This window comes from Zhihengliuella alba, from assembly GCF_039538765.1.
GTDB lineage: Bacteria > Actinomycetota > Actinomycetes > Actinomycetales > Micrococcaceae > Zhihengliuella > Zhihengliuella alba.
In genome coordinates this window covers 262,995-278,682 of record NZ_BAABCJ010000007.1, presented here as the reverse complement: position 1 = coordinate 278,682, position 15,688 = coordinate 262,995, and the positions used below count along the sequence as shown (strand labels likewise).

Here is a 15,688-nt window from a genome sequence, read left to right as displayed (position 1 = left end):
TGCGGCCGGTCGAGCCACGGGTGGATGCGACGGGCGTCTCATCGAACCCTCATACTCCCCTCATGTGAGTCTCACTAGGCCTTTCTAGTGTGAACGGCATGATCAGACGCATCCTGCTCCTCCTCGCGGTCCTCGCCGTCCCGGCCGGTCTGGCGATGGCCAGCCAGCTGCTGGCCACCACCGCCGACCCGCCCCTGCCGCGGCAGGAGCCGGTCGTCGTCGAGATCGCCGCCGGCGACCAGGGGGCGGACCATGGCGAGCGCTGACCCGAGCACGCCCGAGACGGCCGACCGGGCCGCCGAGCAGCACGGCTCCGCCGTGTCGGTCCGCTGGCGGATCGTCGGGTGGATCGTCCTCACGACGGCGGTCGCGCTGCTGGCGGTCACCGTCACCATGCGCAGCGTCATGGCCGGGCAGGTCGCCGAGGCGGCGAACGACGCCGTCGTGCAGGAGATCGACGAGTTCCGAGCCTTCGCGGCGGAGGGCCTGGACCCACGGACGGCGCGCCCGTTCTCCTCGCTCGGAGCGCTCATGGAGCACTACGTGCAGCGGCAGCAGCCCATGGGCGGCGAGGCGATCGTCGGCGTGGCCGCCGGCTCGCCGGAGGGACGTGCCACGGTGCACGCGCAGGGCATCGCGGACGACTCCGGCGCCGTCCTGGCCGGTGACGAGGCGCTGCTGCAGCGGATCCTCGACGACCCGGCGGCCTCGGGCGTGTACCAGAGCGATCACGGTCCGGTCCGCTGGGGCAAGGCCGTCGCGATGGCCGACGGCGCCGAGCCGGCCCAGCTGGTGGTCGCTCACTTCACCGCGGCCGCCGAGGAGGCGGTGGACCGCCAGTCCGTTCTCCTGCTGGGCGTGGCCGTGGGCGGGCTGGGGCTGACGGCCGGGATCGCCTGGTTGGTCTCGCGGCAGATCCTCCGCCCCATCCGGACCGTCCGGGAGACCGCCGACGCCGTCACGGCGACCGACCTGTCCGCCCGGATCCCGGTGGCTGGCCGGGACGACCTGGCCCAGCTGGCGCAGACGCTCAACGCCATGCTGGACCGCGTCGAGGACGCGCATCTCATGCAGCGCCACTTCGTCGCGGAGGCCCGCGAGCATCTGCGGGAGCCCCAGCGCCGCATCGCGGCCGCCCTGGACGAGCTGGTCCGGGCGGACCTGCCCGCCCGCGAGCGCGTCGAGACCGCCTCCCGTGCCCGGCAGCTGATCGGCAGCATGGGCCGGACGCTGGCGGATCTGGATCTGCTCGCCCAGTCCTCCCGCCCCGACTTCGTCCGGCCGGTCGAGGTCCCGGTCGGCGAGGTCACCGCGGACATCGCGGCCGAGGCGTCCGCCCCCGGCACCCATGCCGCCCGGCACGTCCGGATCGAGGCGACGGCGCACGCCACCGCCCGTCTCGACCGCGGCCGGATCGCGGACGCGATGCGCCAGCTCGTCGAGAACGCGGTGGCTCACACCGGCCCGGGCGACACGATCCGCATCGGCTCGGCCGTCGCCGACGGCGTCGTCGACTTCTGGGTCGCCAACCCGGGTGCACCTTTGGAGCCCGAGGCCGCCCGGGAGCTGTTCGAGAGCTACCGCGGAACCCACGGCCGCGACGCGGGCGAGCCCGGCATGGGGCTCGGACTGGCGGTGGTCAAGGCCGTGGCGGAGGCCCACGGGGGAGCGGCCTGGGTGGAATCGGCGGACGACGCCGGCACCGCCTTCGGGATCTCGTTCCCCGCCGCAGGCCCGGCACCGGCCGCCCGGCGCGACGACGACTTCGCGGACCGCATGGCCGTCTCCCTGGGAGCGGAGTCATGAGCGTCCAGGACGTCCGCCCGCGGGCGCCGTTCCGCTACAGCACGGCGCCTGTGGCCGGGACCGGCCGCGCCGCGGCCGGCGGTCCTCGCCCCGCCGGCGCCCGGGCGGAGCGCGCGGCCCCGGCGTCGTCCCCGAGGCGGCCACGCCGGCGCGTCACGGCGCTCCTCGCGGGAGCCCTGCTCGCGGGTTTCCTGCTCTGGTGCGGGCTGGACGCCTTCGGGCCGGCAGCCGGGACGCCGCGGGCGCTCCCCGCCCAGGCGGCGCTCACACTGGCCGTCTTCGCCGTCGCGGTCTGGCTCTGGATCTTCTCCCCGGTAGGCGACACGTATGTGGCCCTCGGCGCCGCGCTGGTCCTCGTCCTGATGGGGGTGCTGCCGGAGGACGAGCTCTTCGCGTCCCTCGGCGAGGACACCGTCTGGCTGCTGCTGGCGGCCTTCGTGATCGCGGCCGGCATCACCGCCACAGGGCTCGCCACGCGCGCGGCGGCCTTCATCGTGACCGGTGCGCGGAGCCCGCGGCAGCTGGTGCACCTGAGCACCGGGGCCCTCGTCGCCACGGCGTTCGCGGTCCCGTCGACCTCGGGCCGGGCCGCCCTGGCGCTCCCGGTGTTCGTGGCCCTCGCGCAGGCCCTGCCGGAGCGGCGCCGGGTGGTGCTCGCACTCTCCCTGGTCTTCCCGTCCGTCATCCTGCTCTCCGCGGTCGCGTCCTACCTCGGCGCGGGGGCGCACCTGATCACCAGCCAGGTCCTGACCACCTCCGGGTACGAGGGGTTCTCCTTCGCGACCTGGCTGCTCTACGGCCTGCCGCTGGCGTTCGTCTCCTCGCACCTCTGCGCGGAGCTCGTCCTGCTGCTCTTCACCCGCCCCGAGGACCGGCGGGCGCCCCTCAGTGTCGGCATGGCCCGGCTGCAGGAGCACTCGCCGGTCCCGCTGACCGGTCCGCTGACCGTGGGGCAGTCCCGCTCGGCACTGCTGATCGGCGGCGTCGTGGTGCTCTGGTGCACGGAGCCGCTGCACCAGTTGCACCCGGCGATCGTGGCGCTGCTCGGCTCCCTCCTGGTGGCGAGCCCCGGGTTCGGATCCGTCGGGCTGCCGCGGGCGCTGAAGGCGGTGCCGTGGTCCATGCTGCTCTTCATGGCCGCGACCCTGACGCTCGGCACCGCCCTGGTGGGCACCGGGGCCGCCGAATGGCTCGCTCGCCGGACGATCGGCCCGGTCGAGCAGCTCGGCGACGCCGCGGCGCCCCTCTTCGTGGTGCTCGTCGTGGTCGTCTCGGCGGGCGCCCACCTGGTGATCCAGTCCCGCTCGGCCCGTTCCGCCGTGCTCATCCCGCTGGTCGTCTCGCTGGCACCCGGGCTCGGCGTCAACGCCGTCGCCATCGCGTTCGCGTCCACGGCCGCCGCCGGTTTCTGCCACACCCTGACCAGCAGCGCCAAACCCGTCAACCTCTTCTCCGACGTCGAGGGCGTCGCCACGTACCAACCGGCGGACCTGCTGCGGCTCAGCGCCGTGCTGGCACCCGTCATGGTGCTCCTGGTCCTGGCCTTCACCCTCTGGATCTGGCCGGCGATGGGCCTGCCGCTCTTCCTGTGACCACCTTCCAACCACTGCTCCACCACACCGCAAAGGACCTCGCCATGAACCATCTCCTGCCCCAGCGCATCCTCGTCGCCCCCTCCGGATTCAAGGAGTCGCTGGACTCGGCCGCCGTCGCCCAGGCCATCGCCGCGGGCGTCCGCCGTGCCCTCCCGGGCGCCGTGGTGAAGGCCGTGCCCATCGCCGACGGCGGCGAGGGAACGGCGCAGACGCTAGCCGAGGCGACCGGCGGTCGACTCGTGCCGCTGCGCGTGACCGGCCCGGTCGGCGACCCCGTCGACTCCCACTTCGCGCTGCTGGGCGGGGAGGCCCGCGGGACCGCCGTCGTGGAGATGGCCGCCGCCGCGGGGCTCCGGCTGGTGCCGTGCGACCGGCGCGACCCCGGGCGGACCACGAGCCGCGGTGTCGGCGAGCTCATCGCCGCGGCCATCGACGCCGGGGCGCGGCGCATCCTCGTCGGCTGCGGCGACTCCGGGACGTCCGACGGCGGCATGGGCGCCCTGCAGGGCCTCGGGGCCCGGGTCCTGGACGCCGACGGCGAGCCCGTCCCGCCCGGCGGCGACCATCTGGGCCGGGTGGCCCGGCTGGACCTCACGGGGCTCCATCCGGCGCTCGCCGAGCGCTCCGTCGACATCACGCTCGCCCTGAACCCGCACAACGTGCTGACGGGGGCTCGCGGCGTGGCCCGGGTCTTCGGCCCGCAGAAGGGCGCCACGCCGGAGCAGGTCGAGGAGATGTCGGCCGGTTTCGAGCGCTGGGCCGCCGTCCTCGAGCGGGACGGGCTGACGCGGAGCGGACTCGACCGGGGCGGGTTCCCCGGGGATGTCCCGGGCCTGGCCGGCCTGGCAGGGGACGGACCCGGTGGCGGCGCCGTCGACCTGGCGACCGGGCCGGGCACGGGGGCCTCGGGCGGACTCGGTGCGGGCCTGGCAGCCGTGGGCGCCACGCTGATGCCCCGGTTCGAGGCCATCCTGGACTCCGGCCTCGCGGGCTTCGACCTCGACGCGCTGCTGCACGGGGCCGACCTGGTCATCACGGCCGAGGGCGCCATCGACTTCCAGACGCCCCGGGGCAAGGTCCCGGCCGAGGTCGCTCGCCGGGCCGCCCGCCAGGGCGTGCCCGTCGTCGCGCTCGCCGGGACGCTCGGCCGTGGGGCGCGCGACGTCCACGACATCGGCATCGACGCCATCGCGTCGATCGTCCCCATCCCGATGACGCTCCAGGAAGCGGTCGACGACGGCGAGCGGCTCCTGATCGAGGCGGCGGAGCGGCTCATGCGCACCATCATCTTCGGTGCGAGCATGGCGGCGACCCGGCTGAGCCCGCGCCCCGCCTGGTAGCGGCCCGGCCGGGCGATCAGGCTCCGCCCGCGGCCCGACCGGTAGGATCCGTGCCATGCGATCCCAGCCTGCGAGCCATCCGGCGCGACCCGACGCGGGCGGCGCCGTGCGCGCGGTGTTCCTCGACGTCGACGGGACCTACGCCGACTACGGTGTGGTCCCGCCCGGGCACGCCGGTGCCGTGCGGGCGGCCCGGAGGGCCGGGCACTGGGTCTTCCTGTGCACCGGCCGGCCCCGGTCCATGCTGTCCGCGGACATCCTGGGTGCGGGCTTCGACGGCGTCGTCGCCAGCGCCGGCGCGTACGCCGAGGCCGCCGGCGAGGTCCTGGTGGACCGTCGCTTCCCGGCGGACCTGGCGGCCCGCACGGTCGAGGTCCTCGACGCGCACGACGTCGTCTACGTCCTGGAGGCGCAGGAGTTCCTCCACGTCCCGCCGGCCGCCGAGGAGCGCTTCCGGGCTATCGTCCAGGAGCACTTCGACCAGGGCGTGGGCGCCGGGGAGTCCGCGATCCTGGGTGCCCTTCGACCCGCGGCCGAGCGCACCGAGGTGCCCTTCTCGAAGGTCTCCGTCATGGACAGCGCCGTGCCGATGAGCCGGCTGGTCGAGGATATCGGCGACGGGATCGCCGTCGTCGAGAACTCGATCGCGGACGAGGGCCGCCACACGGGCGAGCTCTACCAGCGCGGCATCAGCAAGGCGGACGGCGTCGCAGCGGTGCTCGCCCACCTCGGTATCGCCCGCGAGCACTCGGTCGCCGCGGGCGACGGCGAGAACGATCTGGAGATGATCGAGTTCGCCGGCGTCGGGATCGTCATCGAGGGCGCCTCGGAGCGCCTCATGGCGCTGGCGGACCGGACGGCGGCACCGCCGCGGGACGAGGGCCTGGTGGCCGCGTTCGCCGAGCTCGGCCTGATCTGAGTCGGTCCCGGCCTATTCGCCGAGGGTGATGGCCTCGGCCTCCTGCGCCGGTGAGGCCTGGACCGGCTCCTCGGTGCGGTCGAGCGTTCGGCCGGCCGTCAGCACCAGAAGGGCGGCGAGCACGGCCGCGGCGGCCCCGAAGAGGAACGGGACCGTCGGCGTCCACGCGGCGGCGAGGGCCGCCGCGACCGGCGGGGCGATCGCGCCGCCCAGGAACCGCACCCCGGAGTAGGACGAGGACGCAACGGCCCGGGGCAGATCGCTCGCCTCCATCACGCATTCGGTCAGGACGGTGTTGATGACGCCGATGATCAGTCCGCCGACCACCACCATGGCGACCAGCAGGGGCGTGTTGCGGACCTCCAGCCCGGTGACCGCGAGGGCCGCGGCGAACAACAGGAGCATCGCCCACAGGACGCGGCGCGGCGACACCCGCCGAGTGAGCAGTGGTGCCCCGAAGACGCTGGTCAGCGCCACTCCGAGCCCCCAGCCGGTGAAGACCATGCCGATGCCGAGCGAGGTGAAGCCCAGCGGGTACGGGGTGTAGGACATGAGGACGAAGAAGCCGATGTTGTAGAGGAAGGCGGCGACGGCGAGGGTGAGGATCGAGGGGACGGCGAGTGCGTGGAAGGGCGCGCCGATCGATGCGCGCTCCGGCCGGGAGCTGCTCCGCGGGAGGAAGAAGAGGATGGAGCTGAGCGCGATCAGCATCAGCACCGAGGTGCCGAAGAAGGGGGCCTGCCAGCCGATCATCCCGAGCAGCCCGCCCGCCAGCGGCCCCATGGCGATGCCGAGGCCGAGCGCTGCCTCGTAGATGATGATGGCCGAGCCGGCACTGCCGTTCGCGGCGCTGATGATGGAGGCGAGCGCCGTGGAGATGAAGAGTGCGTTGCCCAGGCCCCAGAGAGCACGGAAGGCGATGAGCGCCTCGATCGACGTGGCGAACCCCGCGAGGGCGGCCGCCACGACGATGACGGCCAGGCCGAGCATCAGCGTGGTGCGGAACCCGATGCGTGAGGAGACCCAGCTGGTGAAGAACATTCCCAGCCCGGTGATCGCCAGATAGCTGGTGAACAGGAGCGACGTCTGCGTGGGCGTGGCGCCGAGCTGAACGGTGACGGTCGGCAGGATCGGGCCGATGAGACCGATGCCCATGAACGCGATCACCGCGGCGAAGGCGACGGCCCAGACGGCGCGGGGCTGGTCGAAGATGGAGTTCTGGCGGGCGCTGGGGACTCGGGTCACGCGGGGTTCGGTCCTTCGAGGGTCGTGCGGAAGAGGCGTTCTCGGTGTTCGGTGTCGGGTTCCGGGCGATGCCGCGGCACGGGGCCGTCAGCCGGTGGCCGCGGCCTCCTCGAGCAGCTCGATGGTGCGCGCGATCGCGGCCCGGTCCTCCTCGGTGAGCTCGGGGAAGCGAGACTCCAGCAGCCCGGCCAGGTGGATCATCCGCTCGTCCAGGGCGGAGCTGCCCTCGGGCGTGATCCGGACGATCGAGGCCCGCCCGTCCTCGGGGTCGCTGGCGCGCTCCACCAGGCCGGCGGCCTCGAGGTCGGCGGCGACCTGCGTGGCGCGGGGCTGGCTGATCCGCTCGTGGGCGGCGATCTGGCCGACCCTGACGCCGTCGAACTGGCGCAGCAGTCCGAGGACGCGGTAGTTGGTGTTGCCGCGGAGGGCGGGGGAGAGGTGGGTCGCCAAGCGGGTGGTGCGATAGGCCGAGCCCAGGAGGCGGCTGATGAGTTCTGCGGTGCTCGTGGGGGTGGACACGCCCTACACCATAACATGCTTATATAAGGAGGTTATTCAGTTCGCCTTGCTGCCCACGCCACCCTCCGCGCCTCCGGGCGCTTTTGGAGGATCGAGCGCGAACTGGACCTGTGGATCCGGTATCGGCAGCGCTTGAGGGAACTCCCGGCCGGGCGTGGGAGTTTAACCGGGAGAGGCGCGGTGAGAGCCGTGCCGCACCAGAGGACGAGGAGGCCGCACCGTGGCGATGTTCGACAAGTTGATCCGCAAGGGCAAGCAGATGGCCGGCGACTATGTCCGCGAGCAGCTCCAGTCGCGCAGCGGTGGAGACGGACGGGAGCGGGGAGCTCCCTCAGGTGGTCGCCAGTACGGCGGCTATGACAACCGCGGCCACGACAATCGTGGTGATGACAACCGCGGCGCCGATCACCGGGGCTACGACAATCGCGGCGACGACCACCGGGGCTATGACACCTCGGGCTATGGCGGCCCGGGCTATGACGGCCCCCAGCGGCAGCCGCAGGGCGGGCCCGTCGGCGCGGAGGGCGTGTCCCGCGAGGACCGGGCCGCCATCGAGAAGTACCGCTACATGCTGCGGACGGCGCCGCCCCAGGACATGGAGCGCGCCCACGAGGAGGCGTTCGCACGGCTCACGCCGCAGCAGCGGAACCTCCTCCAGGCCGAGCTCTCGGAGCAGCTGCCGCCAGCCGAGCGGCCCGGCACGGACCGGCCCCACGACCTGGCCCGGGCGGCGACCCGCGCAGAGGTCTCCCAGCCCGGGTTCATGGAGAAGCTCCTCGGCAGCGGCGGTTCGCGCGGCGGCTCCCGGCGCCCCGGCATGGGCGGCCTGGCTGCGGGTGCTGCCGGCGGTCTCGGCGCAGGCCTCATGGCCGGCGTGGCCGGCGGGTTCATCGGCTCGGCGATCGCCGGTCCGCTGCTCGACGGCTTCGGTGGCATGGGCGAGGATCTCTCCGGTGCGGCCGAGGGTCTGACGGACGGCATCGCCGGTGCCGGCGAGGGCATCACCGCGGCCGGCGAGGGACTGACCGACCAGGCCGGCGGCATGCTGGGCGGCCTCTTCGGCGGCGAGGGTGGCGGCTTCGGTGGATTCGGCGGCGAGGGCGGGGGCTTCGGCGACTTCGAGGTCTGATCCTGTGGCCGGAAGGCCTCTGGCGCGCTCGCCGGAGGGCTCAGAGATCCGGTTGCCAGCGACATGACGAGGCGGCCCGGCACCGAAGTGCCGGGCCGCCTCCCTGCGGTTGCCTACTGCGGCGGCGTCGGGACGGCCGCGTGCCGTGACGCGCTGCTCACCGGCTGGTCGATGCCGCGGACGCCGGCGAAGAACCGGCCGAGCTCCGTGGTGGCCGTCAGCGGCAGGACATCGGCCACGTACTGATCCGGCCGCACCACGACGATCGCCCCCGAGCGGGCGATCCCCCGGCTCTCGAAGATGTCCTCCTTCGGGTCGGCGGCGTAGACCTTCTCGTAGTCGGTCAGCCCGAACGGCCCCATCGGCGGCTTGAACTCGACGGGCACGCCGCCGAGATCCACCTGGCTGTGCTTCTGCTGGTAGACGACCTTCAAATCGAACCAGTCGTCCGGTGCCACGCCCTCGGGCAGGCCGGAGAAGGGCGAGTCCGCGGCGCTGCCGATCCACGCGGCGAGGTCCGCGACGGCCGACGCGCTGCCGGCCTCGGCCTGATCGGCGAACACGTAGATCCGCCAGCGGCCGTCCGCCGTTGCGTGGTGACCCAGGTGCATCGGCACCGCGTCGCACACGCGCACCACAGGGGCGGACTTGAAGCGCTTGCCCACGGTGAAGCCGCTGGCGAGGTCCTGGTGCTCGGCCTCGGCGACCAGCATCGACGGCGAATACTGCGTCATGAAGCCGCTGGGGAACTCCTGCGTCCGGACGTAGAACTCCTCGAGCTCCGAGGGGTCCTCGAACTCCTCGGGCTTCTTGGCCATGAGCGTGGACCACTGCTTGTCGAAGTCGATCAGGTTCTGCGCCACCACCTGGCGCTCGGCGGAGTAGGTGGCCAGCAGGGCCTCCGGGCTGCGCCCCTCCAGGACATGGCCGAGCTTCCAGCCGATGTTGAACCCGTCCTGCATGGACACGTTCATGCCCTGGCCGGCCTTCGCGCTGTGCGTGTGGCAGGCGTCGCCCGTGATGAAGATACGCGGGGTGCGCCGGCCGCGGTCCTCCGGCAGGACGTCGTCGAACCGGTCCGTGAGCCGGTGCCCGACCTCGTAGACGCTGTGCCAGGCCACGTTGCGCACGTCCAGGGTGTACGGGCTGAGGATCGCGTTCGCCTTGGCGATGATCTCGTCGATGCTCGTGTCCCGCACGGCGCCGTGGTTCTCGGGGTCGACCTCGCCGAGGTCAACGTACATGCGGAAGAGGTGGCCGCCCTCGCGGGGGATGAGGAGGATGCTGCCGCCGTTGCCGGACTGGATGGCGCACTTGAGGCGGATGTCGGGGAAGTCGGTGACGGCCAGGATGTCCATGACGCCCCAGGCGTGGTTCGCCTGGTCGCCGGCCAGCGTGCAGCCGATCGACTGGCGCACCCGGCTGCGGGCGCCGTCGGACCCGACCACGTACTTGGCGCGGACGGTGCGCTCCGCGCCGATGTCCTCGCCGGCCGTGCGCGTCAGCGTCACCGTCACCGGGTACTCGGCGTCGTCGTCCACCTCGAGGCCCGTGAACTCGTAGCCGTAGTCCGGCTCCATCCGGGTGGGGGAGTTCTTCATGAACTCCGCGAAGTAGTCCAGCACGCGCGCCTGGTTCACGATCAGGTGCGGGAACTCGCTGACACCGGCGGGATCGTCCTCCGGCCGGGCGGTGCGGACGATGCGCGAGGGGTCCTCGGGGTCCGGCTTCCAGAACGCCATCTCGGTGATGCGGTACGCCTCCTCGGTGATGCGCTGGGCGAAGCCGAAGGCCTGGAACGTCTCGACGCTGCGCGCCTGGATGCCGTCCGCCTGGCCGATCGCGAGCCGACCCGGCCGGCGCTCGACGATGCGCGTGGTGACGTCCGGGAACTGGGAGAGCTGGGCGGCGGTGATCATCCCGGCGGGGCCGGTCCCGACGATGAGGACGTCGACCTGGTCGGGGAGCTCCTCCGGGCGGTCCAGTCCGACGCCGGCGGCGGGCTGGACGCGCGGATCCCCGGAGACGTAGCCCTGGTGGTGGAATTGCACGGCTCTGTCACTCCTTCGTGAGAGGGCTGCTGCCCCTTTGTGTTCGATAATAGAACGGCCGGTTCGATAGTCGAACAAGCACCTGCCTCAACTGTAAGGTAGATGTGACTGCAGTCATAGCCGGGCGGCGTGAGTTTCGCGGTGCGACCACGCAGGTCGCAGGCCTCGAGGTCGCACTCCAGCGGGCGGAAGCGGGCTCTGGCCTGCAGGATCGCGACGTCGATGCGTCGGGACCGGGCCGCCGACCCCCGGACGCAGAAAGGCCCGGGCCCGTCCGCGGTGGACGGCCCCGGGCCGGGGAGTGGAGCTAGTTCTTGCGACCGAGCGCCAGGTAGGCGAGGGGCCCCGCGAAGTTGAGGAAGCTCGCGGCGATCCAGCCGGCCTTCGGGCCGTTGACCTCGTCCGCCGGGCGCTCCGCGATGTCCCGCAGGACCACGAACTGCAGGGCCAGCTGCACCACGCCGAGGACGCCCAGGCGCCACTTCTGCTGCCGGGTCAGCTCGGCCCACGACTTCTTCGCCATGTCATTCCCCTCTCGATGGATTCGGTCCCAGCCTACGCATCCGGGTCAACCACCCCGGCGATCCCCGGTCAGGCCCGAGCCCGACGCGCCGCACCGGTTTTTCACCCGTCGGCGGAGCATGCGGAAGACTCGACCCCATGCATCCAGATTCCGTGCTCAGGCGCGCCCGCGTCTCCGCCATGCTGGCCTTCGCGACCAACGGCGCCCTCCCAGCCTCCCTGCTGGCCCGCTACGCCGAGGTCAAGGACGTCCTGGGAGTCAGCCCCGCGGTGTTCGGCCTGCTCGTGGTGGGCATGACGATCGGCGGCGCGGCCGCCTTCCACCTGCCCGCGGCCGTGCTGCGCCGCTTCGGCACCCCGCGCACGACGGCGTTCGGCACCCTCTGGTGCGCCCTCGCCCTGACGACGGCGGCGACCGGCGTCGTCGTCGGGCTGCCGTGGCTCTTCTTCCTGGGCCTGTTCCTCTCCGGCCTCGGGGACGCCTGCGTGGACGTCGGGCAGAACTCCCAGGGGCTGCGCGTCCAGGAGGCCTACGGCCGCTCCCTGCTGAACTTCATGCACGCCGGCTGGAGCATCGGCGCCGCGGTGGGCGGCGGCGTCGGGACGCTCATGGCGCTCGCCGACGTGCCGCTCGTGGCGCATCTGGCCCTGTGGGGCGCGGTCTGCGTGGGGTCGATGGCGTGGGCGGCGCGGAACTTCCTGCCAGACCGCGCGGCGATCGCCGACGAGGCGCCGGTCGCCCCGCTGGGCGGTCGCGGGGTCGCGAAGTTCCTCGTCCCGCTCGCGCTGGTGGCGCTCGCCGGCATCAGTGTGGAGGAGATCGGCGGCAACTGGTCCGCGGTGCTGCTGGCCAGCGAGCGCGGCCTGCCGGCCGGGGCCGCGGGCATCGGCGTGAGCGTGCTGCTGGGCGCGCAGTTCGTGGGCCGGCTGCTCGGCGACCGGGTCGTCGACCGGCTCGGGGACCGGCGGGCGCTGGTGATCTCGCTGGCGGCCGTCGCGGTCGGCCTGGTGGCGGCCGCCTGGGCGCCGAACGTCCCGCTGACGCTCCTCGGGTTCGTCATCGCCGGGCTCGGCTGCGCGGTCACGGTCCCGATCGCCTTCGCCCAGGCCGACGCGGTGCCCGGCCTGCCGCCGCACAGCGGCGTGACGTGGGTGAGCTTCGCGATGCGTGCGACGACGATCGTGCTCAGCCCCGCGATCGGCCTCATGAGCGGGGCCGCCTCGCTGCCGGTGGCCATGTCGGTGCTGACGGCGATCGCGGTGGTCGCGCTGGTCTGGCAGCTGCGGACGCCGGGCATCCAGCGCTAGATCCCGCGGCAGGAGGGCGAGCAGACCCTGGGTCTGGGCCTGGGCCTGGGCCTGGGTCCGGGTCTCGGGTCGTGGGTTCTGTCCTAGCTGGCGGCGTCGCCGGTGCGCCGGCTGCTCGCGCGGACCACGAGCTCGGGCTTGAACACGGTGTGCTCCACCTCGACCTTGCCCAGGAGCATGCGCACGGCGGTACGGCCCATCTCCTCGGCCGGACGGCGCACGGTGGTCAGCGGGACGATCGCGCTCGAGGCGAACTCGATGTCGTCGTAGCCGACCAGCGCCACGTCGCCCGGCACCCGGTAGCGGCCGTCCATGATGAGGGCCTGAAGCACGCCGGTCGCGAGCAGATCGTTCGCGCAGAAGATCGCGTCCGGCGCCGTCTCCCGGCGGAGGAGGTCGGCCGCGGCGGCGCGTCCGCCGAGGATGGTCATGCCGGAGGTCCGGACGAACTCCAGCTCGGCGCCGGCGGACTCGGCGGCCTGCCGGGCCCCGGCGAAGCGGTCCGCGACCTGGCGCAGACCCGGGTCGGAGGCCAGGAACGCGATCCGACGGCGGCCGTCGGCCACCAGGTGTTCGACGGCGAGGCGCCCGCCATGGACGTCGTCCACGGAGGCGGACCCGTAGCTCTCGGCCTCGGCGTCCCGGTCCACCAGGACCGTCGGCACGCCGCGGCTGACCAGCTGCCCCAGGCGGGCGGACGGGTCTCCCACGGGGCTGATCAGCAGACCCTGGACGCGCTGCTCCTCGAAGAGGTCGACGTAGCGCTCCTCGCGGCGCGGGTCGCCCTGGCTGCTGGCGAGCAGGACGGTGGAGTTGTGCTTCGCGGCCTCGTCCTCGGCGCCGGCGGCCAGCGCGGCGTAGAACGGGTTGGCCGCGTCCAGGAGCACCAGGCCGATGGTCCGGCTCTGGCCGGCGCGCAGCTGGCGGGCCGCGTCGTTCCGGACGAAGCCCAGCTCCGAGATCGCCGCCAGGACCCGCTCGCGCGTGGCGGTCGCCACGCGGTCCGGGTTGTTCAGCACATTGGAGACGGTGCCCACCGAGACCCCGGCGCGGTCGGCGACGTCCTTGACGCTGGCAGCTCTCATGGGGTCCTCCGTGTGACGCACTTGACAGGATGTTCGTCCCATCCTACATTTGAATCGTATTTCTGAAACGATTCAAAGGGGCACTCCCATGACCGCACTGTCCGCCGCCGGTTTGAGCGCCATCGCGCCGCAGCTGGAGCGACTGGCCATCGAGGTCCCGTCGTGGGCCTACGGCAACTCCGGAACCCGCTTCAAGGTCTTCACCACGCCGGGCACGCCCCGCACCGTGGAGGAGAAGATCGCCGACGCCGCCCAGGTGAACAGGACCACCGGCCTGGCCCCCGCCGTCGCACTCCACATCCCCTGGGACAAGGTGGACGACTACGCGGCGCTGCGCCGCTACGCCGAGGACCTCGGCATGACGATCGGGACCATCAACTCCAACACGTTCCAGGCGGACCAGTACAAGTTCGGCTCGCTCACGCACGCGGACGCCAAGATCCGCCGCGCGGCGATCGACCACCACCTCGAGTGCATCGAGATCATGACCGCCACCGGGTCCAACGACCTCAAGATCTGGCTCGCCGACGGGACCAACTACCCGGGCCAGGGCGACATGCGCCAGCGCCAGGACAACCTGGCCGAGTCGCTCGCCGAGATCTACGCCGCGCTCGGCGACGAGCAGCGCATGGTGCTCGAGTACAAGTTCTTCGAGCCGGCGTTCTACCACACGGACGTCCCGGACTGGGGCACGTCCTACGCCCAGGTGGCGGCGCTGGGCGAAAAGGCCAAGGTCTGCCTGGACACCGGCCACCACGCGCCGGGCACCAACATCGAGTTCATCGTCATGCAGCTCCTGCGCCTCGGCAAGCTCGGCTCGTTCGACTTCAACTCGCGCTTCTACGCCGACGACGACCTGATCGTCGGCGCGGCCGATCCGTTCCAGCTCTTCCGCATCATGGCCGAGGTGGTGCGCGGCGGCGGCCTGGACGAGGGCACGGACCTGGGCCTGATGCTGGACCAGTGCCACAACATCGAGGAGAAGATCCCGGGGCAGATCCGCTCCGTCCTCAACGTCCAGGAGATGACGGCCCGCGCACTGCTCGTGGACCAGGAGGCCCTCGCCGAGGCCCGCGGCAACCAGGACGTCCTGGCGGCCAACGCGGTCTTCATGGACGCCTTCTACACGGACGTCCGCCCGGCGCTGGCCGAGTGGCGCGAGTCCCGTGGCCTGCCCGCGGACCCGATGGCCGCCTACGCCGAGTCCGGCTACCAGGCGCGCATCAACGAGGAGCGCCAGGGCGGTCAGCAGGCCAGCTGGGGCGCATGATCCGAGAGCTGCTGCTCGACGGCCCGCACGGTGAGCTCCCCGTGCGGGCCTACCTGCCGGCGGGTGCGGAGGCGTCCGACGGCGGCGCGCGGGCGCCGCGGCCGACGGCGGCCCCCGCTCTGGTCTGGGCGCATGGCGGTGCGTTCGCCGTCGGCGACCTGGACATGCCGGAGGCCGACTGGCTGGCCCGGCAACTGGCCGGGCGGGGGATCGCCGTCGTCTCGGTCGACTACCGGCTGGCCCCGCTCGACGGTCAGGCCCGCTGGGGCGGCGCTGTCCGGCCCGGCGTCCACTTCCCGGTGGCTCTGGAGGAGCTCGCCTTCGTCCACGCCTGGGCGCGGGAGCGCGCCGAGGAGCTCGGAGCCGACCCGGCCCGGGTCGCCATCGGCGGCGCGAGCGCCGGCGCGAACCTCGCGGCCGGCGCCACCCTGCGCCTGCTCGCCGATCGGGCCGCGCCCTGGCGCGTGCTGCTCGCCTATCCCACCCTGCACGCCGTCCAGCCGCCGGTCGGCGAGGAGCTGCGGCGGGCCCTGGCGGCGGCCGGGCGGACCGAGGAGTTCGCCCCGGCTGCAGTGCGGTCCTTCTACGAGAACTACCTCGGCCCCGCCGGTCCGGCCGAGGACGCACCCCTCGAGGCCGTGCCGGGCACCGGGACGGCCTCGCAGCTCGCCGACTTCCCGCCGTCCTCCATCGCCGTCGCCGAGATCGACGAGCTGCGCGTGTCCGCCGAGGCCTTCGCCGCGACGCTCCGCGAGGCCGGCGTGGACGTGGACCTCGCCGTCGAGCCCGGAGCCACGCACGGCTATCTCAACCGGTCGGACGAGGAGCCGGGTGCGGCGTCCACGGTGGAACGCTTCGCGAGCCGTCTGCTCGGCCGGTCCGCCGGCTGAGGCATGGAG

At 73.0% G+C, this 15,688-nt stretch carries 14 protein-coding genes; 9 read left to right on the top strand and 5 right to left on the bottom strand.

Translation table 11 applies throughout. The features are described from left to right. The first annotated feature begins 98 nt into the window (after positions 1-98). Genes ABD784_RS14020 through ABD784_RS14000 form a run of 5 tightly spaced genes read left to right on the top strand, consistent with a single transcriptional unit; the run spans position 99 to position 5,660 of the window. Positions 99-266 carry a hypothetical protein gene (locus ABD784_RS14020; protein ID WP_344886038.1) on the top strand — a complete coding sequence of 56 codons (168 nt, stop codon included), beginning with the start codon at positions 99-101 and terminating at the stop codon, positions 264-266. Continuing rightward, positions 253-1,806: an ATP-binding protein gene (locus ABD784_RS14015; RefSeq protein WP_344886035.1), complete on the top strand. Its 1,554-nt coding sequence runs from the start codon at positions 253-255 to the stop codon at positions 1,804-1,806. The genes ABD784_RS14020 and ABD784_RS14015 overlap by 14 nt, the downstream gene beginning before the upstream one ends. Further along, on the top strand, positions 1,803-3,398 hold the full coding sequence (locus ABD784_RS14010) for an SLC13 family permease (RefSeq protein WP_344886032.1): 1,596 nt from the start codon (positions 1,803-1,805) through the stop codon (positions 3,396-3,398). Before ABD784_RS14015 ends, ABD784_RS14010 begins: the two co-directional genes overlap by 4 nt. A 44-nt stretch (positions 3,399-3,442) precedes the next feature. Continuing rightward, entirely contained in the window at positions 3,443-4,741 is a 1,299-nt protein-coding gene (locus ABD784_RS14005; RefSeq protein WP_344886029.1) for a glycerate kinase family protein, read from the top strand. 55 nt (positions 4,742-4,796) lie between these two features. Beyond that, a complete protein-coding gene (locus tag ABD784_RS14000; RefSeq protein ID WP_344886026.1) occupies positions 4,797-5,660 on the top strand; it encodes an HAD family hydrolase in 864 nt (287 codons plus the stop codon). Positions 5,661-5,672: 12 nt separating this feature from the next. On the opposite strand, the gene ABD784_RS13995 is transcribed toward ABD784_RS14000, so the two are convergent. Together ABD784_RS13995 and ABD784_RS13990 are read right to left on the bottom strand one after the other, a co-directional pair. Continuing rightward, entirely contained in the window at positions 5,673-6,905 is a 1,233-nt protein-coding gene (locus ABD784_RS13995; RefSeq protein WP_344886023.1) for an MFS transporter, read from the bottom strand. Positions 6,906-6,992: 87 nt separating this feature from the next. Continuing rightward, positions 6,993-7,424 carry a MarR family winged helix-turn-helix transcriptional regulator gene (locus ABD784_RS13990; protein WP_344886020.1) on the bottom strand — a complete coding sequence of 144 codons (432 nt, stop codon included), beginning with the start codon at positions 7,422-7,424 and terminating at the stop codon, positions 6,993-6,995. A 226-nt stretch (positions 7,425-7,650) separates the two neighbouring features. On the opposite strand from ABD784_RS13990, the gene ABD784_RS13985 reads away from it, so the two are divergent. Next, positions 7,651-8,553, top strand: coding sequence for a hypothetical protein (locus ABD784_RS13985; protein WP_344886223.1), 903 nt, complete (start codon positions 7,651-7,653; stop codon positions 8,551-8,553). A 113-nt stretch (positions 8,554-8,666) separates the two neighbouring features. Here the strand turns inward: ABD784_RS13985 and ABD784_RS13980 are convergent, their stop codons facing one another. Then, positions 8,667-10,604 carry an FAD-binding monooxygenase gene (locus ABD784_RS13980; protein WP_344886017.1) on the bottom strand — a complete coding sequence of 646 codons (1,938 nt, stop codon included), beginning with the start codon at positions 10,602-10,604 and terminating at the stop codon, positions 8,667-8,669. A gap of 307 nt (positions 10,605-10,911) precedes the next feature. Further along, on the bottom strand, positions 10,912-11,127 hold the full coding sequence (locus ABD784_RS13975; protein WP_344886014.1) for a PLDc N-terminal domain-containing protein: 216 nt from the start codon (positions 11,125-11,127) through the stop codon (positions 10,912-10,914). A gap of 137 nt (positions 11,128-11,264) precedes the next feature. Here ABD784_RS13975 and ABD784_RS13970 point away from each other — a divergent pair, with 137 nt between their 5' ends. Then, positions 11,265-12,434, top strand: coding sequence for an MFS transporter (locus ABD784_RS13970; RefSeq protein ID WP_344886012.1), 1,170 nt, complete (start codon positions 11,265-11,267; stop codon positions 12,432-12,434). An 83-nt stretch (positions 12,435-12,517) separates the two neighbouring features. Here ABD784_RS13970 and ABD784_RS13965 read toward each other — a convergent pair whose 3' ends face one another. Continuing rightward, entirely contained in the window at positions 12,518-13,519 is a 1,002-nt protein-coding gene (locus tag ABD784_RS13965) for a LacI family DNA-binding transcriptional regulator (RefSeq protein ID WP_344886009.1), read from the bottom strand. 88 nt (positions 13,520-13,607) lie between these two features. On the opposite strand from ABD784_RS13965, the gene rhaI reads away from it, so the two are divergent. Together rhaI and ABD784_RS13955 are read left to right on the top strand one after the other, a co-directional pair. After that, positions 13,608-14,789 carry an L-rhamnose isomerase gene (rhaI, locus tag ABD784_RS13960; protein ID WP_344886005.1) on the top strand — a complete coding sequence of 394 codons (1,182 nt, stop codon included), beginning with the start codon at positions 13,608-13,610 and terminating at the stop codon, positions 14,787-14,789. Beyond that, complete coding sequence (locus ABD784_RS13955) at positions 14,786-15,679, top strand: alpha/beta hydrolase fold domain-containing protein (protein WP_344886002.1); 894 nt, start codon at positions 14,786-14,788, stop codon at positions 15,677-15,679. Before rhaI ends, ABD784_RS13955 begins: the two co-directional genes overlap by 4 nt. Positions 15,680-15,688 lie beyond the last annotated feature (9 nt).

Excerpts from the sequence above, each read along its gene's own strand:
- rhaI (WP_344886005.1), top strand. The coding sequence starts at position 13,608 with ATGACCGCACTGTCCGCCGCCGGTTTGAGCGCCATCGCGCCGCAGCTG.
- ABD784_RS14020 (WP_344886038.1), top strand. The coding sequence starts at position 99 with ATGATCAGACGCATCCTGCTCCTCCTCGCGGTCCTCGCCGTCCCGGCC.
- ABD784_RS13955 (WP_344886002.1), top strand. The coding sequence starts at position 14,786 with ATGATCCGAGAGCTGCTGCTCGACGGCCCGCACGGTGAGCTCCCCGTG.
- ABD784_RS14000 (WP_344886026.1), top strand. The coding sequence starts at position 4,797 with ATGCGATCCCAGCCTGCGAGCCATCCGGCGCGACCCGACGCGGGCGGC.
- ABD784_RS14015 (WP_344886035.1), top strand. The coding sequence starts at position 253 with ATGGCGAGCGCTGACCCGAGCACGCCCGAGACGGCCGACCGGGCCGCC.
- ABD784_RS14005 (WP_344886029.1), top strand. The coding sequence starts at position 3,443 with ATGAACCATCTCCTGCCCCAGCGCATCCTCGTCGCCCCCTCCGGATTC.
- ABD784_RS13985 (WP_344886223.1), top strand. The coding sequence starts at position 7,651 with ATGTTCGACAAGTTGATCCGCAAGGGCAAGCAGATGGCCGGCGACTAT.
- ABD784_RS13970 (WP_344886012.1), top strand. The coding sequence starts at position 11,265 with ATGCATCCAGATTCCGTGCTCAGGCGCGCCCGCGTCTCCGCCATGCTG.
- ABD784_RS14010 (WP_344886032.1), top strand. The coding sequence starts at position 1,803 with ATGAGCGTCCAGGACGTCCGCCCGCGGGCGCCGTTCCGCTACAGCACG.
- ABD784_RS13965 (WP_344886009.1), bottom strand. The coding sequence starts at position 13,519 with ATGAGAGCTGCCAGCGTCAAGGACGTCGCCGACCGCGCCGGGGTCTCG.
- ABD784_RS13975 (WP_344886014.1), bottom strand. The coding sequence starts at position 11,127 with ATGGCGAAGAAGTCGTGGGCCGAGCTGACCCGGCAGCAGAAGTGGCGC.